Origin of the sequence: Microvirga aerophila (assembly GCF_003332305.1) — a bacterium.
Lineage (GTDB): Bacteria > Pseudomonadota > Alphaproteobacteria > Rhizobiales > Beijerinckiaceae > Microvirga > Microvirga aerophila.
Genome location: NZ_QOIO01000025.1, coordinates 17,653 through 36,135 on the forward strand (window position 1 = coordinate 17,653; position 18,483 = coordinate 36,135).

The 18,483-nt window shown below is 64.8% G+C and carries 18 protein-coding genes and 1 pseudogene; 11 read left to right on the top strand and 8 right to left on the bottom strand.

All coding sequences use genetic code 11. The annotated features are described in order from the left end of the window. Nucleotides 1-44 precede the first annotated feature (44 nt). From DRB19_RS15030 to DRB19_RS15055, 6 genes are all read left to right on the top strand, one after another. Complete coding sequence (locus tag DRB19_RS15030; RefSeq protein ID WP_114186853.1) at nt 45-281, top strand: antitoxin; 237 nt, start codon at nt 45-47, stop codon at nt 279-281. A gap of 14 nt (nt 282-295) precedes the next feature. Next, nucleotides 296-688, top strand: a complete 393-nt coding sequence (locus DRB19_RS15035; protein WP_114186903.1) for a type II toxin-antitoxin system VapC family toxin — start codon at nt 296-298, stop codon at nt 686-688. Nucleotides 689-1,071: 383 nt separating this feature from the next. Next, complete coding sequence (locus tag DRB19_RS15040) at nt 1,072-1,863, top strand: ImuA family protein (protein WP_114186904.1); 792 nt, start codon at nt 1,072-1,074, stop codon at nt 1,861-1,863. Further along, nucleotides 1,781-3,283 (top strand): Y-family DNA polymerase, encoded by a 1,503-nt coding sequence (locus DRB19_RS15045; protein ID WP_114186854.1) that lies wholly within the window; start codon nt 1,781-1,783, stop codon nt 3,281-3,283. The genes DRB19_RS15040 and DRB19_RS15045 overlap by 83 nt, the downstream gene beginning before the upstream one ends. Before the next feature lie 161 nt (nt 3,284-3,444). Next, the gene (locus tag DRB19_RS15050; protein WP_245439522.1) at nt 3,445-4,206 is read left to right on the top strand and encodes a histidine phosphatase family protein; all 762 of its coding nucleotides are present in this window, start codon (nt 3,445-3,447) and stop codon (nt 4,204-4,206) included. Further along, nucleotides 4,203-5,090 (top strand): NAD(P)H-hydrate dehydratase, encoded by an 888-nt coding sequence (locus tag DRB19_RS15055; RefSeq protein ID WP_114186855.1) that lies wholly within the window; start codon nt 4,203-4,205, stop codon nt 5,088-5,090. Before DRB19_RS15050 ends, DRB19_RS15055 begins: the two co-directional genes overlap by 4 nt. Nucleotides 5,091-5,098: 8 nt before the next feature. Here the strand turns inward: DRB19_RS15055 and ligD are convergent, their stop codons facing one another. Both ligD and ku read right to left on the bottom strand, forming a co-directional pair. After that, on the bottom strand, nt 5,099-7,681 hold the full coding sequence (ligD, locus tag DRB19_RS15060; RefSeq protein WP_114186856.1) for a DNA ligase D: 2,583 nt from the start codon (nt 7,679-7,681) through the stop codon (nt 5,099-5,101). A 35-nt stretch (nt 7,682-7,716) separates the two neighbouring features. Beyond that, complete coding sequence (ku, locus tag DRB19_RS15065) at nt 7,717-8,601, bottom strand: non-homologous end joining protein Ku (RefSeq protein WP_114186857.1); 885 nt, start codon at nt 8,599-8,601, stop codon at nt 7,717-7,719. Nucleotides 8,602-8,792: 191 nt separating this feature from the next. Between ku and DRB19_RS15070 the strand changes: the two genes are divergently transcribed. Together DRB19_RS15070 and DRB19_RS15075 are read left to right on the top strand one after the other, a co-directional pair. Next, nucleotides 8,793-8,981, top strand: a complete 189-nt coding sequence (locus DRB19_RS15070; RefSeq protein ID WP_114186858.1) for a DUF3606 domain-containing protein — start codon at nt 8,793-8,795, stop codon at nt 8,979-8,981. A gap of 145 nt (nt 8,982-9,126) precedes the next feature. Continuing rightward, nucleotides 9,127-9,767, top strand: a pseudogene (locus tag DRB19_RS15075) (DUF72 domain-containing protein). Nucleotides 9,768-9,835: 68 nt separating this feature from the next. Here the strand turns inward: DRB19_RS15075 and DRB19_RS15080 are convergent. The 5 genes from DRB19_RS15080 to DRB19_RS15100 form a co-directional block, all read right to left on the bottom strand. Then, nucleotides 9,836-10,021: a NepR family anti-sigma factor gene (locus DRB19_RS15080; RefSeq protein WP_114186859.1), complete on the bottom strand. Its 186-nt coding sequence runs from the start codon at nt 10,019-10,021 to the stop codon at nt 9,836-9,838. A 43-nt stretch (nt 10,022-10,064) separates the two neighbouring features. Next, complete coding sequence (locus DRB19_RS15085) at nt 10,065-10,787, bottom strand: L,D-transpeptidase (protein WP_114186860.1); 723 nt, start codon at nt 10,785-10,787, stop codon at nt 10,065-10,067. A gap of 34 nt (nt 10,788-10,821) precedes the next feature. Further along, the gene (locus DRB19_RS15090; RefSeq protein WP_114186861.1) at nt 10,822-11,145 is read right to left on the bottom strand and encodes a hypothetical protein; all 324 of its coding nucleotides are present in this window, start codon (nt 11,143-11,145) and stop codon (nt 10,822-10,824) included. A gap of 423 nt (nt 11,146-11,568) precedes the next feature. Next, nucleotides 11,569-11,826 (bottom strand): hypothetical protein, encoded by a 258-nt coding sequence (locus DRB19_RS15095; protein WP_308494364.1) that lies wholly within the window; start codon nt 11,824-11,826, stop codon nt 11,569-11,571. 104 nt (nt 11,827-11,930) lie between these two features. Further along, a complete protein-coding gene (locus tag DRB19_RS15100) occupies nt 11,931-12,236 on the bottom strand; it encodes a response regulator (protein ID WP_147023045.1) in 306 nt (101 codons plus the stop codon). A gap of 483 nt (nt 12,237-12,719) precedes the next feature. Between DRB19_RS15100 and DRB19_RS15105 the strand changes: the two genes are divergently transcribed. Both DRB19_RS15105 and DRB19_RS15110 read left to right on the top strand, forming a co-directional pair. Then, the gene (locus DRB19_RS15105; RefSeq protein ID WP_114186864.1) at nt 12,720-15,980 is read left to right on the top strand and encodes an error-prone DNA polymerase; all 3,261 of its coding nucleotides are present in this window, start codon (nt 12,720-12,722) and stop codon (nt 15,978-15,980) included. A 29-nt stretch (nt 15,981-16,009) separates the two neighbouring features. Beyond that, the gene (locus DRB19_RS15110) at nt 16,010-16,216 is read left to right on the top strand and encodes a GcrA family cell cycle regulator (protein WP_147022146.1); all 207 of its coding nucleotides are present in this window, start codon (nt 16,010-16,012) and stop codon (nt 16,214-16,216) included. A 111-nt stretch (nt 16,217-16,327) separates the two neighbouring features. Here the strand turns inward: DRB19_RS15110 and DRB19_RS15115 are convergent, their stop codons facing one another. Continuing rightward, nucleotides 16,328-17,455, bottom strand: coding sequence for an anhydro-N-acetylmuramic acid kinase (locus tag DRB19_RS15115; RefSeq protein WP_114186866.1), 1,128 nt, complete (start codon nt 17,453-17,455; stop codon nt 16,328-16,330). Between the two features lie 284 nt (nt 17,456-17,739). Between DRB19_RS15115 and DRB19_RS15120 the strand changes: the two genes are divergently transcribed. Continuing rightward, nucleotides 17,740-18,411, top strand: coding sequence for an SOS response-associated peptidase (locus DRB19_RS15120; RefSeq protein ID WP_114186906.1), 672 nt, complete (start codon nt 17,740-17,742; stop codon nt 18,409-18,411). Nucleotides 18,412-18,483: the final 72 nt, after the last annotated feature.

Sequence of the window (18,483 nt, forward strand, 5' to 3'; positions counted from 1 at the left end):
GAAAGGCCTATGTCTTGGCATAGGCCAAAGTGGAGGAGCTCGGGATGCAGCACGAACGACACGTTAGGCTCTTTCGGAATGGCCGGAACCAAGCAGTTCGGATTCCAGTCGAGTTCGAGCTGCCGGGCGACGAGGCTATCATGCACCGGGACGGGGACCGGCTGATCATCGAGCCGGTCCGTAAGGGTGGCCTGATCGCCCTACTCGACACGTTGGAGCCACTCGACGAGGACTTCCCCGCCATCGAGGATAAGCTCAGCACGCCGGAGGACATCTTTTGAGCCTCGGGCGCTACATGCTCGATACGAATATCCTCTCCGACATGATCCGCAACCCAGCCGGAAAGGCTGCGGCGCGTCTGCGTCAGGTCGGAGACGCGAGTGTCTGTACCAGTATCGTTGTCGCCTCGGAGCTGCGCTACGGTGCGGAGAAGAAGGGCTCCGAGAAGTTAACCGCCAGGGTCGAGGCCGCGCTGCGAGAGATCGAAGTCCTGGCGCTCGACGTGCCGGCCGACGCGCATTATGGCGTGGTTCGCAGCCGCCTTGAGTGCGAGGGACGGACGATCGGACAGAATGACCTCCTTATTGCCGCGCATGCGCTTTCGCTCGGAATGACACTGGTCACGGACAACGTACAGGAGTTCAACCGTGTTGATGGGCTCCGGATCGAGAATTGGTTGGACGGGTAGCTCACGTGGCTCTATCTGCCGACCATGTGAAGGTGCCGTGCACCGCCGAAGGACACAAAGTGCCGGCATGGCAGCAGGAATGTGCTCTTTCGTCATCTCGACTGCCCATAGTGATATCAACGTCTCCGCCGGCATCAATTTGAGTTCTTCGCCACTCGCACGAGCCGCGGGAACCTCGAACGGGTCTGCCACGAACCGGCAGCTCTAAGGTTCTGGATCACGTCGACTACCGACCTTGCAAAACAGACGGCTATAAGAAGAGCCTCCCGAGCCTCACTCCAAGTGATCCTCCCCGGTATCCACAGGGTTGCCGGAGCAACTTGCATTGACCGAGTGGCGTTGCGCATGTTCTTGCTTTGTTCACTTTGTCGCACCGGGACCCGATGTCGCTACCACCGCGCCCTTCCCTCTCCGCCGTCCCGTCCGTCACCTCTGCGACGGTCGCCGCGTTGCGCCGGCAGATCGAGCGCCTCGAGGGCGGCGCGCAGGCACGTGCGCCGCTGCCGTTCGGCATCGCGGGCCTCGACGATCATCTGCCGGGCGGCGGCCTCGCGCGGGGGGCGCTGCACGAGGCCGTCGAGGCAGGGCCCGCCGCCGAGTTCGCCGGCTCGGCCACCCTGTTCACCGCCGGGATCGCCACGCGCCTTGAGGGACCGGTCCTGTGGTGCCTGACCAGGCGCGACCTGTTCGCGCCGGGCCTCGCGGCTGCGGGGCTCGTGCCAGGGCGCATCATCTACGCGGAGGCGGGCCGGGACCGGGAAGTGCTGCCTCTCGTCGAGGAGGGCCTGCGCGAGCGCGGCCTCGCGGCCGTCGTGGGCGAGGTGACGCGCCTGAGCCTCATCGCCTCGCGACGCTTGCAGCTCGCCGCCGAGGCGTCGGGCGTCACCGCGCTTCTGCTCCGGCGCTGGTGGACCGTGGCCGAGAAGGATCTGGCCGCCCTGCCCTCGGCGGCAGTCACCCGCTGGCGCATCGCGCCCGCCGCGACCGAGCCCGCCCCTGCCCCTGCCCCGGGCCTCGGCCGTGTCCAGTGGCAGGTCGACCTCGTGCGCTGCCGTGGCGGCGCTCCCCGTTCCTGGATCCTGGAGGCCTACGATGCGACGGGTCGTCTCGCTCTACCTGCCTCACTGGCCCGTCGACCGGATCAGACGCCGATACGGCGAGCCGCCGCACAGTGAGCCGCTCGTGACCGTGCAGACCGCAGGATCGCGCCGCACGATCGCGGCCGCCTGTCCGGCCGCGCAGCGGCTCGGCCTTCACGCCGGCATGGCCGTCGCCCAGGCGCAGGCGATGGTCCCTGGGCTCCACGTCTGGGGCGCCACGCCCGAGGAAGACGAGGCCGCGTTGCGAGAGCTCGCGCGCTGGGCCACCGGCTACTCGCCCGTGGTCGCGCCCGACCCGCACGACGGGGTCTGGATCGACATCGCCGGCTGCGCGCACCTCTATGGGAGCGAGGAGGCGCTCCTCGAGCACCTGCTCGGCCGCCTGAACGGGCAAGGCGTCACAGCACGGGCCGCCGTCGCCGACTCGCCGGGCGCGGCCTGGGCCGTCGCGCGATTCCGCGGCGGCGGCGTCATCCCGGTGGGCCGTTCCGTCGATGCGGTGGCCACGCTGCCCGTCGCTGCGCTGCGCATCGCCCCGGCCATCGTCGCCGTCATGCAACGTCTCGGAGTGGAGCGCGTCGGGCAGCTCGCCGCAATGCCGCGCCCGCCGATGGTGCGCCGTTTCGGCAAGGACGTGGCGCTGCGGTTGGACCAGGCGATGGGCCATGCCTTCGAGCCGATCAATCCGCTGATTCCGGAGGAGACGCCCCTCTCTACGATCGCCTTCCCCGAGCCGATCGGCAGGCTCGAGGCGCTGAAAGACGTGGTGCGCCGCCTTGCCGAGGACCTCTGTGCGCAACTCCTCAGGCGAGGCCAGGGTGTGCGCCGGCTCGACCTCATCCTGCGCCGCGTCGACCAGAAGGGCGCGAACCTTCGCGTCGGCACCGCGAGGGCCACGCGGGACGCGCCGCACCTCGCGAAACTCTTCGACGAGCGGCTTGAGACCGTCGATCCGGGATTCGGCATCGAGGAGATGGTCCTCGTCGCCAGCAAGGTCGAGCCGCTCTCCGAGACGCAGACGGAGGCGCGCGGCATCGCTGGCGTGTCCGCGCCGGACGTCGACATGAGCCGCCTCGTTGACCGGCTCAGCGCGAAGGTTGGGGCGCACCGCGTCTACCGCCTCGAGCCGGTGCAGACGCTCGTGCCGGAGCGGATGGCGCGGAAGGTGCCCGCACTCGCGCCGGTGACGGACGCCACCTGGCCGGAGAACCTGCCGCGGCCGACGCGGCTGCTCGATCCGCCCGAGCCCGTGGTCGCGATGGCCTTGCTGCCCGACCACCCGCCGGCGCTGATCGTCTGGCGCAAGGTCCGGCACAAAGTCACGCACGCGGACGGTCCGGAGCGCATCGCTCCCGAGTGGTGGGCCGGCGACACGGACGGGCCATCGCGGGACTACTACCGCCTCGAGACCGACCGCGGCGGCCGCTTCTGGGTCTACCGCGACGCGCCTGCGGCCGAGGGCGGACGCTGGTGGCTGCACGGCTTCTTCGCGTGAGCCACGCGGAGCTTCAGGTTACGATGGATCGGATGGTATCCGGGCGCCATCAGCGGCCACTTCTTCCCGGACCAGCTTCACGCGCTCCCCCGGCCGGAACCTATAGCCAAGCCTCACGTTCAAACCCTCAGCTGAGACTGCAAAACGCAGGATGCCAACTGATGCAACGGTGGCCGGAACGCCTCTGGATCGTCCGTCATGGCGAGAGCGCCGGCAACGTCGCACGCGATGCCGCCCATGCGGCCGGTCTATCCCGCATCGACATCGCCCACAGGGACGTCGATGTCCCTTTGAGCCCGCTCGGCGAGGAGCAATCCAGTGCCCTTGGACGCTGGTTCGCCACCCTGCCCGCAGGGGAACGCCCCAACGTCGTTCTGACCTCTCCCTATCTCCGGGCGCAACGCACGGCTGAGATCATCGAGGCGGAAGGAGGCGTCTGTGTCGAGCGCCATACGTTTGTCGTCGACGAGCGCCTACGCGAGAAGGAGTTCGGTGTCCTCGACCGCCTCACACGCTCGGGCATCGAGGAGCTCCATCCCGACCAAGCTGAGTTCCGCCGGCTTTTGGGCAAGTTCTATCACCGGCCGCCCGGTGGCGAGAGCTGGTGCGACGTCATCTTGCGTCTCAGAAGCGCGCTCGACACGATCTCCCTGCATCACAGCGGCTGTCGCGTTCTGATCGTGGGTCACCAAGTGGTCGTCCTGTGCCTGCGCTATCTTCTGGAGAACATGACGGAGCAGAAGATCCTGGAGATTGATGCCGAGGGCGATGTTGCGAACTGCTCCGTCACCGAATACCGCCTCGATCCCGGCATTGGCGAGCATGGACAGTTGACATTGCACCGTTACAACTTCGTCGCTCCCCTTGAAGAGGCTGGCGCGCCCGTGACAACCGAGCCCGACGCCAAAGTTGCGGCACGATGAGCAACGGTGCGATCACCTCCGAATTCCTCAGCCGAATACCTCTCCCGCAACCCTCTGAGGACGGGGATAAAGACCAGCGCGGACGTGTCCTTGTCATCGCAGGGAGCGCATCGGTTCCAGGGGCGGCCCTGCTTGCAGCGACTGCTGCGTTGCGCGCCGGAGCCGGCAAGCTTCAGATCGCGACCTGCAAGAGCATTGCGACCCACCTTGGCCTCGCTGTGCCAGAGGCGCTGGTCCTTGGCTTGCCGGAGACGCGAGCGGGCGAGATCGATCCAAAGGCGACTGTCCTGCTGCGCGAGCGGATCGCGCGATGCGATGCGGTTCTAGTCGGGCCTGGAATGCTCGACGAAGAAGCGGTCTCCGCATTCACCGCAGATCTCTTGAACTGTGAACCCGGATCGGCATTCGTCCTGGATGCTGGGGCGCTAGGACAGTTGAAGGACATCGCTGCCGTTCTGGCCCGCCATAAGGGCCGCATGGTGATCACTCCCCATGCAGGCGAGATGGCCAATCTGCTTGGCATCGACAAGGATGACGTCCTGAGCAACCCGGCTGAGATTGCGGAGCAAGCGGCGAGACTGCTGCACAGTGTCGTGGCCCTCAAGGGGCCGTGCACCTACATCGCCACGCCGGACGGGGCCACATTCACCTACAGCGACGGCAATGTCGGCTTGGCGACATCGGGATCGGGAGACACGCTGGCCGGCATCGTCGCAGGCCTGCTGGCTCGCGGCGCAAGTCCGCTCGGGGCGGCACAGTGGGGAGTCTTCCTTCATGGCGAGGCCGGCAACCGCCTGGCCCAGACCCGTGGCCCCCTCGGCTTCCTCGCGCGGGAACTCCTCGCTGAAATCCCTACGATCATGGCGAAGTTTCGTGAGACCTGACCACAAGGTCACGGCTTGCGCCTCTTTGAAGCCGGAACCACTTGGTCGACCGCTTCGAAGTCCGGCCAAGGATCGCTGCTGAGATTCGGCAGCCGGGCCGCCAGATTACCGACCCGATACTGATTGCCACTGCGAATGGATGGCAGTTCGTCCCATGACACTGGTGTGGAAACGGGTGCGCCCGACCGCGCCCGCGTGGAGAAGGCAGCCACAGCCGTCGCACCCCATCCATTGCGCAGATAGTCGATGAAGATCCGGCCTGTCCGGGCACGCTTGGCCATCGTGTCGGTGTAGCGCGTAGGGTTCGCCTTCGTCATGGCCGCCGCGACACCCGCCGCGAACGCTTTGGCCTCGTCCCAGGATGCCTTCGGCTCGATCGGCACCACGACGTGCAGGCCCTTGCCGCCGGACGTCTTGACGAAGCTCTCAAGGCCGAGCCCCCGCAAGTGCTCGCGCACGTCGACGGCTCCCTGGACAACGGCGTCCCATCCGACACCCTCCCCCGGATCGAGATCAAAGACCAGGCGGTCGGGCCGCTCCGGCTTCGTCAGCGTCGAACCCCATGGATGGATCTCGAGCACGCCAGCCTGAACCAGAGCGAGAAGGCCCGCGAGGTCCTGGATCGCGACGGCCTCGTCGTCGCCCACGGTGACCCGCTGCACCAAGTCGTTATCGAGACCGGCCCAAGCATGTTTCTGGAAAAAGCACTCCTTCTGCGACCCGCCCGGACAGCGCAGAAGCGACAGCGGCCGGTTTACGATATGAGGCAGGATCTGGTCCGCGATCTCCGTATAGAACTCTGCGAGACCGAGCTTTGTGATGCCCACATCCTCCCAAAGAACCCGATCGGGATGGGTGAGCCGAGCTCCCTCGAGGATCGCAGCATTTGGGGTCTCGTCGGACGGAGTTTTGACGGCGGTCTCCCGGACCACCTCGCGCGGATCCTTGTCCTCGCGCAGGCCCTGGAAGGAGCCCTGCCGGACCATGCGATCATGGGTCCACCCCCGGAACTCGACCTCCGCGACCAGTTCCGGCTTGACCCACTTCACGCCGCGGCTGGCCATCGCAGGGATCTTGTCGGCAAAGGACGACGCGGCAACCTCGATCGGCGCGAGCGTCTTGTATAGCGAGGCCGCCGTCTCCGCGGTGAAGCCGGTACCGACGCGCCCGACATGGAGCAGCTTCCCGGCGTCATAGACACCCATGACCAGCGAGCCCACAGCCTTCTTGCTCGTGCTCGAGGGCAGGTAACCGGCGATCACCAATTCCTGCCTCAGGGTGCACTTCGATTTGACCCAGTCGTTGCCGCGGCCGGAACGGTAGGGCTGATCAGCTCGCTTCGAGATGATTCCTTCCAGACCCATGCGGCAGGCATGTTTGACGAGGGTTGCGCCGTCTTCCTCGAGATGGTCGCTGAAGCGAATAGCGCCGCCCTGGGGAAGGTCATCAAACAGGAGGCGCAGGGCCGCCTTTCGATCCGCGAGGGTTGCCTTCCTGAGATCCTTGCCGTCCAGGTAGAGCAAATCAAACACGTAGTAGACGAAGCGCTCGCCTTTGCCCTTCAGCTCCTGCTGCAGGGCCGAGAAGCTTGAGACCCCAGCCTCATCCTCGACGACGATCTCCCCGTCGAGCAGGGCCGACGGGATCTTCAGATCCTTCAGGGCTTTGGCGACAGGTTTGAACTTGGCGGTCCAGTCGAGGCCCTTCCGGGTCAGGAGCTGGATCTCGCCACCGTCGATGCGGGCCTGCATGCGGTAGCCGTCGAACTTGATCTCGTGCAGCCACTCGCTTCCTCTGGGAGCGCTCTCGACCAGTTTCGCCAGCGCCGGCTCAACGAAGGCTGGCAGGATGCCCTTCTTCGCCCCCTCGACCTTGTTTGGTGCAGGGGGTCTCTGGGATCGAGCTTCCGCAACCGTCTCGCGCTTCGCGTGGTCGATGCGGATCTCGCCTTCGGCGGCGAGGTCTTCGATAGTAAGACCTGACTTCAGTGATGTTGTCTCCTCCTCCAGGATGTCCGGATCAGCAGACGTTCGGGCAGCCTCGTCGTCGGACTTGAGCAACAGCCATTGCTCGTTCCTTTGACCTGGCTTGCCGCGCGTCCGGATAAGGTGCCACTTGCCCTTGAGACGCTCGCCCTCGAGAGTGAAGGTCAGGCGACCATGGGCATAGTCTTCCCCGGGATCGCCTTCGGGGATCCAGCGGCCCTGATCCCAGACGATCATGGTTCCGCCACCGTATTGTCCAGCCGGGATCACGCCCTCGAAGTCGATGTACTTCAGCGGGTGGTCCTCAGTGTGGACCGACAGGCGCTTCTCTCCGGGGACCAGGCTGGGGCCGCGAGTGACCGCCCAACTCTTGAGCACGCCATCCATTTCAAGCCGCAGGTCATAATGCAGGCGGCGGGCGTCATGCTTCTGGACCACGAAGCGGTCGCCATGCGCCTTGCCACGTTTTGCCTTCGGCTCATTGGTGACGGAGAAATCGCGTTTCGCCTGGTAGGTGGCGAGAGAGCCGGAGGATTTTGGCTTAGCGGCGGGCTTGGCTCGAGACCGAGCAGTCCTGGCTTTCATCTCCGACGATCCGGCGACCATGGCATTCTCCTACGCACTACAACTTGTCGGGTGGTTCAGCCGGCCTTGCGCGCCTTCGTCTTCGTGACAGGCTTTTTAGCGGACTTCGGTTTCGCTGCGGGCTTCTTCGCCGGAGCGGGTTTCTCGTCGTTGGAACCAGCCTTTTCGGCAGAGACGCTGCGCTTGAGCGCATCCATGAGATTGACGACGTTCGAAGACTTTGGCTGCTCTTCATCGTTCTTGACCGACTTCCCGCCTTGCTTCGACTTGAGCAACTCGGCGACGGCTTCTTCATAGCGGTCGTCAAACTGCTCAGGATCGAAATGCGCCGCCTTGCTCTCGATGATGTGGGCGGCAAGGTCCTTCATCTCCTTGGGATACTTCACCTCGCTGATCTCGTCGAAGACCTTGTCCTCGTCGCGGACCTCATCGGCCGCATGCAGGGTCGTGCCGACAAGGCCCTCATCGAGAGGCTCCAGCAGGATCATACGCTCGCGCCGCGCGAGCACGATGCGGGCGATGCCGACCATGCCTTTGTCGCGGATGGCATCGCGAATGACGCAGAACGCCTCGTTGGACACCTTGTCGGTTGGTGCGATGTAGTACGCGGTATCGAGGAAGCGCTCTTCGACCTCCTCGCGCGGCACAAAGGTCTCGATGTCGATGGTGTGTGTGCTTTCCACCTTCAGGGCGTCGAGCTCCTCGTCTTCAACTTGGATATAACTGCCCTTGCCGACGAGATAGCCCTTCACTTGCTCCTCGCTCTCGACAACCTCTTCGGTCTCGCTGTCGACGAACTGGCGCTTGACCCGATTGCCCGTCTTGCGGTTGAGGGTGTTGAACCGGATCTTGCCGCCTGAGGACGTCGACGGATATAGACCGACCGCGCAGGACACGAGAGACAGCTTGATGTGGCCCTTCCAGACCGTCCGTTCAGCCATGGGTGGAACTCCCAACGATACGCTACCGTATGAGGGCGCTGGTGACCTTGGCGACACCCTCACGAGTCAGCAACGTCGCCCTGAAATGACTCGTTCCGAGTTCTCCACAGACATCTCCGACACGGTTAATTGTGCGTGAAACCGCACCCACGTCATGAAAAGCTGAGCCTTAATCGGAGGGGAGAAGCTGAATGTCTGATGACAAAGCCAATCGCGGTGGTGCGGATCGTAGCCGGGTCGCTGGCGGCGAGGGGTACGAAGTCGACTACTTTGCCAGGAAGCACGGAATTAGCGTCGCGCAGGCCGAGGCGTTGATCAAAGAGCACGGGAATAACCGCGAGAAGCTCGACGCTGCTGCCGGAAAGCTCAAGAGAGGCTAGCCGCTGGTGGCATCTCCGCCTTTCGTGCGCTCCCGCTGCCTGGAATACGTAGAACGTGTGTGAGCGCCGCATCTATATTGGGACCGCCGTTTGGGCGATCCCAAAGGCACACCAAGATGCCTTCCCGAATGACGGCAGCCATCTGGTGCGATACGCGAACCGGTTTGACGGCGTCGAGATCAACTCGTCCTTCTATCGGCCTCATCGCTTATCGACCTATCAGCGCTGGGCGGATGATGTCCCCGACCACTTCCGCTTCGCGGTGAAGATGCCGAAGACGATCACCCACGAAGGTCGGCTCCTTGATGTCGGGGAGCCCCTGCAACGATTTTTGGGCGAGATCACCGGATTGGGTGGCAAGCTCGGACCAGTCCTCATCCAGCTTCCCCCAGCTTTAAATTCGACCCCGATGCAGCCGAAGCATTCTTCCGGACTCTCCGCGATTCCTTTGGCGGCGATATCGTCTGTGAGCCCCGGTACGCAACATGGTTTACGGCCGACGTCGACGCCTTCATGACAAAGCGGCAGGTCGCGCGGGTCGCAGCCGACCCTCAGCCGCACCCGGATGCGAAGCAGCCGGGCGGATGGTGCGGGCTTGCGTACTATCGCCTGCATGGCTCGCCGAAGATGTACTATTCATCCTACTCCGACGAGGCCATCACCCAGATCGCCGGAGAACTAAAAGGGCTTCAGGCTAAGGGAACACGGACGTGGTGCATATTCGATAACACGGCGGAATTTGCCGCGACGGCCAACGCTCTCGCCACCGCCGTGCTCGTTCGATGATGAGCAGGTTTCACAGGCCAGCCCCTCCCCTTCTATCCAGACAGCTCTGTGACGGGCTGCCTAGTCGTTCACTGCTTCCGCAATGTCCTCTCGCGTTCAGCCTGCTCGATCTTCTGCAGCAGGGCCTCGATGTCGCTTGGCAGTGACTGCCGCAGGGTATCCTCGTAGATCCGCTTGAGATCCCGACCAATGCAGAGCAGGAGATCTCGGTCTGAGAGATGAGGGTGGTGCGACGGTCCTTTCTCTTCATTCATTGCCTTTGACTCCTCCACAATCCGATTTGCCGATGCGGTGCCGTCACGACAAGACGATGACCTGGGTTCCCTCAGGAGCACGCTGGTAGAGATGGATGACATCCTGGTTGACCATGCGGATGCAGCCCGACGACACGTTGGTGCCGATGGTCTGAGGCTCGGTGGTGCCGTGGATGCGATAACCCGTGTCGCCACTGGCTGCGAAGAGATACATCGCTCTCGCCCCGAGCGGGCTCGTCGGACCTCCTGGAACGCCCCGCCCGCGCGACGTCGCCACGAGTTGTGAGCGGATCTCCGGATCGCGGGCCACCATCTCCTTCGGCGGCACCCAATCCGGCCAGCTGCGCCGCATGTTGATCTTTGCGGTCCCCGACCAGCCGAAGCCCTCGCGACCCACGCCAACGCCATAGCGGGTCGCTCGTCCTAGGGCTTCAACAAAATAGAGCTGACGCGAGGCCGGATCGACGACCACGGTGCCGGGCTCCTCCGTTCCGAGGTATTCCACCTGCTGTCTCAAGTAAGCCGGGTCCGCCTGGGCATAGTTGAACTCCTTCACGGGAGCAGGCTCGCCGGGGTAGCTGGCGTAAACGACCGAATAGTTGGGCTTGCTGATGGTACTGCCACTGAGGCTTCGGCGTGGGCTAGAAGCATCGAGCAATCCGCCGAAGAGCGGTCCGCCTGTGGAGAACCCAGAGCAACCGGCAAGAGAGACAGAGGTGGCAGCAAGGCTGAGCGAAAGCAACGAGCGGCGCGAGATCGTGGACATGGGCGCACTCCAGACAACACAAGAATGGATGGGACTACTGCTCGGTGAAGAAGGTCAGGACCACCTTGCCCTTGTCGCTGAGAAGGCAGACGAAGCGGTTGGGCTTGTCGGTCTTGTCGCGCTGGAGATAGGCGTCGCCCATAACCACCATCTTGATCGGCGTGTCGCCGACGTTGGTGCTGGCCTTTGAGACGGCCAGCGACTCCATGTCGAGCGTGATCTGGTCGAGCGAGGGCGAGCGTTCTTTGATCGCCGCCAGGCCCGACAACCGGCACGCCTCGACCTCGACGGGAACCTGAGCGAAGGCGGATGAAGACGCGACGAGAGACGTCGCAAGAACTGCGAAAGCAAGCCGCATGGGACAACCTCGGTTGGGGAGCGCCGGTCATCATCGAACCCGGCATGTGGGGAAAAGTCCGGGACGAGCCCGGCAGTTCCTGACGCAGCAACGGTTTGCGCCCCCGGCGAGCCTCTTCTGCAAAACACGGTTAGCGCATGGTTAACAGGATCGGCGGCAGCATGCCGAAGCCTCACCTGCCCTTCGCCACGCTGGCAAAGGTAGCCGTCAACCGTACTGGCGCTCAGGTGCGCAACGAGTGGGGCGTTCGCGAGGCCTGACCTTCATCCGAGATGATACTGATGTTCCGCGCCGACACCACGTGGATGAGCCCAATGAAGGGCGCAGGTGACAGCATCCTTCCTGTCTAAGGTGAAGCCTCAAGCTTGGAGCAAGAGCCGCAAGGACGTCGACAGCACCTTTCACAAACATAGTGTCGCTAGTCTAGCACCCCAGACGCTGAACGTTGGCGCGAACTTTCTGACGGTAACCCTTAACCACGTGATGCGCCGTGCCGCCCGCCGCGATGGTCGTGGCCGCCTCTGCGAATGCGTTCACCTTCTCGGTCACCATCAGGAGGTTTTCAGCAGGCGAGCTTCGGCCCAGCGCCATCTGCGACAGACGCGCCCAGATAACGGACTGGGACTCTATGGTCAGCATGGTCGCATCCGTCGCCAGCGTCACCCAAGATAGAAACATCATGACCCTCTAAGCTGCGGCAGGCAGCAGGTCTCTAACTCCAAGCGCGGCCATTAGATCCTTGTGCGTTAGCTGTGTTTTTGACGCTGCTTGCTCCACCAGTCCTGTCAGGCCGCGTGCATCTGATGCTCATCAAAACAGTGTCGGCTTGAGATCTGCCCGATGACCCCGACGAGCTGATGCGGATGATACGGCGTACGCAAGCATGGTGCGCCGCTGACCTTCTCCCGCTCCGGAAGCTTGTACGGCGCATCACAGGTGTAGATCACATGAATGGACGGGTCAGACCGCCGGGCAGCTTGTGCCAGTGCCATGCCGTCAGAGGTCTTCTCGGGCTCGACGTCAACGACCAGGACGCTCACCCTCTGATTGGTATGCAGGAGGTCGAGCGCCTCCTCAACGGTGCCCGCCATCAGGACATCGTAACCATACCCCTCGAGACCGGCTCTTGTGAGAGCACCGGTGCGGCGATCTGCCGGAAGCAGAAGAACGAGTGGTTGTCTGGCCGTCTCCGACGCTCCCAAAGAAAACAGGATCAGGCCCTATGGTTAACAGGAGCTCAAATCTCAAACTCTGTCCGCTCTACAAAGCAGTCGAGACGCACCGAGTCCCAGCTCCAAGCGCCGAACCAAGCCGAGAGCTGCGCAGGTCTTTCACGGCACTTGGGCACAGGTTGTCCTATAATCGACGGCGCGAAGAGATCTCCCCGATATCCACATGCTGGCTACGCCCATTCACATTGACTCAAACTGGAGATTTTGTTCCTGATCTGTTCTTGATGTCAGGAACTTGGAAATGGCAGCGTTTATCGAGCCCATGTCGTTGACGCTTGCTTGGTTAGATCCAGCTTCGCAAGACAAGCGCCAACACAGCTCCTCGGACAGCAGGCCTTCGTCGTGAGGTACGCCGAGCTCCAAGTCACCACGCACTTCTCGTTCCTGCGCGGCGCGTCGAGCCCCGCCGAACTCTTCGAACAGGCTAAGCTTCTCAGCATCGAGGCGCTCGGCATCACGGACCGCAACTCACTCGCCGGCATCGTGCGCGCCTACGAGGCGTCGAAGGAGACCGGTGTGCGGCTGATCGTCGGCTGCCGCCTCGATCTCACCGACGGGACGTCGCTCCTGGTCTACCCGACCGACCGCACTGCCTACTCGCGCCTGTGCCGGCTGCTCAGCGTCGGCAAGGGCCGCGGCGGCAAGGGCAAGTGCCGCCTCGCGTGGGACGACGTCGTCGCGTGGAACGACGGCCTGCTCGCGATCCTCCTCGGCGACGAGGCCGACGACGAGCTCACGCGAAACCTGGCGCGCTTGAAGGCCACCTTCGGCGACCGCGCCTACATGGCCCTGATCCGCCGCTTCGCGCCCAACGAGCACCTCCGGCTCTTCTACGTCGAGCAGGCGGCCCAGACCGCCAAGGTGCCGACGGTGGCCATGGGCGACGTGCTCTACCACCATCCCTCGCGCCGCCGCCTGCAGGATGTCGTCTCGTGCATCCGCCAGCGCTGCACGATCGACGAAGCCGGATTCCGCCTCGATCGTCATGCCGACCGGTTCCTCAAGGACCCGGTCGAGATGCAGCGCCTGTTCGAGCGCCACCCCGAGGCCGTCCGGCGGATTCGGGAGGTCCTCGACCGCTGCCGGTTCAGCCTCGACGAGCTGCGCTACCAGTACCCGAGCGAGACCGAGCCGGGCGAGACCGCGCAGGACAAGCTGGAACGCCTGACGTGGGAGGGCGCGGCGAAGCGCTATCCCGACGGTGTCCCCGACGTGGTCGCGACGACCTGCCGGCACGAGCTCCACCTGATCGAAGAGTTGGGCTATGCGCCGTACTTCCTCACCGTCCACGCCATCGTGTCGTTCGCGAAATCGCGCGGCATCCTCTGCCAGGGGCGCGGCTCGGCGGCGAACTCCGCCGTGTGCTTCGTGCTTGGTATCACCTCGATCAATCCGACCGAGCACGACCTCCTGTTCGAGCGCTTCGTCTCCCAGGAGCGGCGCGAGCCGCCCGACATCGACGTCGACTTCGAGCACGAGCGGCGCGAGGAAGTGATCCAGTGGATCTACGACACCTATGGCCGCCACCGCGCGGCGCTCACCGCCGTCGTCACCTGCTATCGCGCCCGTGGGGCCGTGCGCGAGGTCGGCAAGGTGCTGGGCGTGCCGGAGGATGTGACGGCGGGCTTGTCCGGTCTCGTCTGGGGCTGGGGCAACGGCGGCGTGACCGAGGCCGAGGCCAGGGAGCTCAACCTCAACCTCAACGACCCGCGCCTGCGGATGACGCTGGAGCTCGCCTCCGAGCTCATCGGCGCGCCGCGCCATCTCTCGCAGCATCCGGGCGGCTTCGTGCTGACCGAGGCACGCCTCGACGACCTCGTGCCGATCGAACCCGCCGCGATGGAGAACCGCCAGGTGATCGAGTGGGACAAGAATGACATCGACACGCTGAAGTTCATGAAGGTCGACGTGCTGGGTCTCGGGATGCTCGGTTGCATGCGCCGGGCCTTCGACCTGCTGCGCGAGCACAAAGGCGAGGACCGCGAGCTCGCCACGATCCCGCTCGACGACGAGAAGACCTACGCGATGATCCAGAAGGCCGACACGGTCGGCACCTTCCAGATCGAGAGCCGGGCGCAGATGGCGATGCTCCCGCGCATGAAGCCCGAAAACTTCTACGACATCGTCATCCAGGTGGCGATCGTCCGGCCCGGCCCGATCCAGGGCGACATGGTGCACCCCTACCTCCGTCGACGGGAGGGACACGAGAAGCCGGAATACCCCCGGCCGGAGCTGCGGCGGGTGCTGAAGAAGACGCTCGGCGTGCCGCTCTTCCAGGAGCAGGCGATGCGGGTGGCCATCGAGTGCGCCGGCTTCACGCCGTCCGAGGCCGACCAGCTCCGGCGCGCCATGGCGACGTTCAAGCTCACCGCGGGCGTCACCAAGTTCCGCGACAAGCTCGTGCAGGGGATGACGGCCAGGGGCTATGACCAGGAGTTCGCCGAGCGCACCTTCAAGCAGCTCGAGGGCTTCGGCTCGTACGGCTTCCCGGAGAGCCATGCGGCTTCCTTTGCCAAGATCGCCTATGCGTCGTCCTGGATGAAGCGGCACCATCCCGACGTGTTCTGCTGCGCCATCCTGAACGCGCAGCCGATGGGATTCTACGCCCCGGCGCAGCTCGTGCGGGACGCACGCAACCACGGCGTCGAGATCCGTCCTGTCGATGTCAACCACTCCCGCTGGGACTGCACCCTCGAGCCCACCCGCAACCGCCACCGCTTCGCCGTGCGCCTCGGCCTGCGCCTGGTGCGCGGCCTTGCCAACGCCAACGGCGGCATGATCCCGATCGCGCGCGGCGACACGCCCTACACGTCGATCGAGGATCTCTGGCGGCGCGCCGGGATCCCCGTGACAGCCCTCGAGCGCCTGGCCGACGGCGACGCCTTCGGCTCGCTGGGCGTCAACCGGCGCGACGCGCTCTGGACCATCCGGGGCCTCTCAGATGAGATCATGCCGCTGTTCGCGGCGGCCGACGAACGCGACCGCGTGATCCGCTCCGAGGCCCAGGAGCCCGCCGTCGCGCTGACGCCAATGACGGAGGGCCGGGAGGTCGTCGAGGACTACCGCTCGAAGGGGCTGACCCTGCGCCAGCACCCCCTCGCCTTCCTGCGCGCCGAACTGCGCGAGCGCCGGATCCGGAGCTGCGCCGACCTCCACCGCGCCCGCGACGGCCGGCGCGTGACGGTCGCCGGCCTGGTGCTCGTGCGCCAGAAGCCTGGCTCCGCCAAGGGCGTGATGTTCATGACGATCGAGGACGAGACCGACGTCGCCAACATCATCGTGTGGCCCTCCCTGTATGACAAGCAGCGCCGCCTCATCCTCTCGTCGGGGATGATGGCGGTCCGCGGCCGCTACCAGCGTGAGGGCGGCGTGACCCACCTCATCGCCGAGCACCTCGTCGACCTGTCGGACCTTTTGCGCAGCGTCGGCGACCGCGACGATCCCTTCAGCATGCGCCATGGCCGCGGCGACGAGGCGAAGATCGGCACGCGCGACCGCCTGCGCGAGGGACCGAGGGAGGCCGTCGACGCGCCGCCCGTTGTGGCTCCAGAGAAGCGCTCCGAGGTTCCCGCAATCCGCATCGCGACGAGGGACTTCCGTTGACCCAGCCCGCCGTGCCATAGGTGCCCGTCATGCAAGAGCCCGACCCCAGACAACGGACGAAACTCCTCAAGATCGGAACGCGGCAGTGCCGCTACATCGTCTCGGACGATCCGCGCAGCGCCGTCTGCTGCGGAGCTCCGACGCCCGAAGGATCGAGTTGGTGCGACTGGCATCGGCGGCTCGTCTATGTTCCGGCACAGCCGGCGAGGCTGCGCCGGGAGGCCGTTGCGTCGTAGGCCAAGGCGCTCCGGACAGCCCCGATTCCGGGCTGAACCGCACAAGTGACAGTTTATGCTGACAGTTTATGCGCTGTCCCTCTCGAAATTGCCGCTGAAGGAACTCGTTGCCTATGCGGCCTCATCGAACATGGCGATGCGCCCGCCAGTGATGGGTTGCGCGACACCTATCGTGAGCGGGAAGCTGATCGGCAGGCCACGAAGCGCCCGGACGGCCAGAAAGGCAAAGCATTCCGCCTCGACGTCATCGCCGCGCCAGCCCACATCTTCGGCCATGACCGTCTCAATCCTCGCGCGATGGCGAATGGCGTCGACCAGGGTAGGGTTTCTCCGTCCGCCACCGCAGAGGATGAGGCGTGCCGGCCGTTGCGGCAGCAGATCGAGCGCTTTGCCTACCGCGCCTGCCGTGAACGCCGTCAATGTCGCTGCACCATCCTCCAGGCTCAACCCGTCAGCCATGGCTGCGGTGAAGTCGTTGCGGTCGAGTGACTTTGGGTAAGGGGCCGTCAGGTAGGGATGCTCCAGAAGCCGAGCGAGACGAGCCTCGTCAACGACGCCCCGGGCACCGACGGCACCGTCGCGGTCCATGTCGCCAAGACCATGTCGACCGATCCAGTCGTTGAGGGGAGCATTGGCCGGCCCCGTGTCGAACGCGACCATAGTGTCACCGCCCCACCAGGTCACATTGCTCACGCCGCCGAGGTTGAGGACGGCTGCGTTCGGCTTGGCGTCGATGCTGCGCAGGAGCGCGACGTGGTAGCTCGCCGCGAGCGGAGCTCCCTGGCCGCCCGCCATCATATCCGCCGTGCGAAAGTCATAGGCCACGTTCGTACCGATGAGGCTGGCCATCAAAGCCCCGTTCCCGAGCTGCCGCGTCTGTCCGCGACGCTCCACTTCAGGGGCTCGGTGGAGCATGGTCTGGCCATGAAAGCCGACGACGGCGATGTCCGATGGCTTGATGCCGTTCTCGTGGAGAAAGGCCGTGACGGCCGCTGACTGCGCTCGGGTGAGGGCGTCTTCTGCCCGCGTGAATATTGCAGGCTCAGGCCCCTCAAAGTTCCAGTCGCGCGCCTCCGCCATAGCGTCTCGGAGAAGGGGGCGGAGCTCGGGCGGATAGGGCGCGAGCGTCCAAGGCCCGAACTCCTGGATCGTCTCGCCATCGGTTTTGATCAGAGCGATGTCGATGTTGCCGTCGAGGACGGTTCCGGTCATCAGTCCGACGGCCCAGGCTGGCGTCATGGCAGCAATCTCCAGTTTCCGGATGCGGTGAGCCTACCCCGCTAGGGGCTATTCATAGCTCGTGCGACGAAAAGGATCCTATCATCAGGTCAGGCCGTCACAACGCCTAATCAGACGCTGTTCCGTCCGGAGATTCCTCAGACCCCATGTCGACAGGCTGGCCCGTGAATTCGGAGATCGCTGTCGTCGTCCTGTCGGCCTTGTCCGAGCTATGCCAGCCTCTTCATGATTTGAGAACCGCCGCCACCGCATAAGGTACCATGCCCCGCCGGAGGATCCCGCCCGTGTGCAATCTCTACTCGAGCTACACCACCCAGGAGGCCATGCGTCGCGCCTTCGAGGTCGCCCGCGACACCGCCGGCAACGTGCCTCCCCTACCGGCGATCTTCCCGGACCAGATGGCACCGGTGGTGCGCACGGTCGACGGCGAGCGCGAGCTGATCCGGATGCGCTGGGGCTTTCCGCCGCCGCCGAAGGTCGGCACCCAGCCGGTCACCAACGTGCGCAACGTGGGATCACCCTTCTGGCGCGCTTGGCTGAAACCCCAGTACCGGGCCCTGATTCCGTTGACCAGCTTCAGCGAATACAGGGACACGAAGCCACGCAAGACACCAGTGTGGTTCGCCCTGAACAAGGACCGGCCGTTAGCCGCTTTCGCGGGTATCTGGCGGCCGTGGACGGGTGTGCGCGGCACCAAGGCCGAGCCAGTCGAGGGCGAGCATCTGCTCTACTCGTTCCTGACCTCGGAGCCGAACGGCGTCGTCGGGCCGATCCACCCGAAGGCCATGCCGGTGATCCTGACGACCCCGGAGGAGTACGAGACTTGGCTCACCGCGCCGGCCGAGGAGGCGCTCAAGTTGCAGCGGCCGCTGCCCGACGACAGGCTCCAGATTGTCGCCGAAGGCGCACGGTCCGACCAGCCTGAGGACGGACGAGCCGCCGGGTCACGTGCCTAAGGAGATCAATACGCTGTCGTCGGGTCAGTCACCGACATCCTCGGAGCCTTCACAGCGTAGATGCCGGTCCTG

Excerpts from the sequence above, each read along its gene's own strand:
- DRB19_RS15030 (WP_114186853.1), top strand. The coding sequence starts at position 45 with ATGCAGCACGAACGACACGTTAGGCTCTTTCGGAATGGCCGGAACCAA.
- DRB19_RS15095 (WP_308494364.1), bottom strand. The coding sequence starts at position 11,826 with ATGATGTTTCTATCTTGGGTGACGCTGGCGACGGATGCGACCATGCTG.
- DRB19_RS15040 (WP_114186904.1), top strand. The coding sequence starts at position 1,072 with ATGTCGCTACCACCGCGCCCTTCCCTCTCCGCCGTCCCGTCCGTCACC.
- DRB19_RS15090 (WP_114186861.1), bottom strand. The coding sequence starts at position 11,145 with ATGCGGCTTGCTTTCGCAGTTCTTGCGACGTCTCTCGTCGCGTCTTCA.
- ku (WP_114186857.1), bottom strand. The coding sequence starts at position 8,601 with ATGGCTGAACGGACGGTCTGGAAGGGCCACATCAAGCTGTCTCTCGTG.
- DRB19_RS15070 (WP_114186858.1), top strand. The coding sequence starts at position 8,793 with ATGTCTGATGACAAAGCCAATCGCGGTGGTGCGGATCGTAGCCGGGTC.
- DRB19_RS15115 (WP_114186866.1), bottom strand. The coding sequence starts at position 17,455 with ATGACGCCAGCCTGGGCCGTCGGACTGATGACCGGAACCGTCCTCGAC.
- DRB19_RS15050 (WP_245439522.1), top strand. The coding sequence starts at position 3,445 with ATGCAACGGTGGCCGGAACGCCTCTGGATCGTCCGTCATGGCGAGAGC.
- DRB19_RS15100 (WP_147023045.1), bottom strand. The coding sequence starts at position 12,236 with ATGGCGGGCACCGTTGAGGAGGCGCTCGACCTCCTGCATACCAATCAG.
- ligD (WP_114186856.1), bottom strand. The coding sequence starts at position 7,681 with ATGGTCGCCGGATCGTCGGAGATGAAAGCCAGGACTGCTCGGTCTCGA.
- DRB19_RS15045 (WP_114186854.1), top strand. The coding sequence starts at position 1,781 with ATGCGACGGGTCGTCTCGCTCTACCTGCCTCACTGGCCCGTCGACCGG.
- DRB19_RS15085 (WP_114186860.1), bottom strand. The coding sequence starts at position 10,787 with ATGTCCACGATCTCGCGCCGCTCGTTGCTTTCGCTCAGCCTTGCTGCC.
- DRB19_RS15080 (WP_114186859.1), bottom strand. The coding sequence starts at position 10,021 with ATGAATGAAGAGAAAGGACCGTCGCACCACCCTCATCTCTCAGACCGA.
- DRB19_RS15055 (WP_114186855.1), top strand. The coding sequence starts at position 4,203 with ATGAGCAACGGTGCGATCACCTCCGAATTCCTCAGCCGAATACCTCTC.
- DRB19_RS15110 (WP_147022146.1), top strand. The coding sequence starts at position 16,010 with ATGCAAGAGCCCGACCCCAGACAACGGACGAAACTCCTCAAGATCGGA.
- DRB19_RS15035 (WP_114186903.1), top strand. The coding sequence starts at position 296 with ATGCTCGATACGAATATCCTCTCCGACATGATCCGCAACCCAGCCGGA.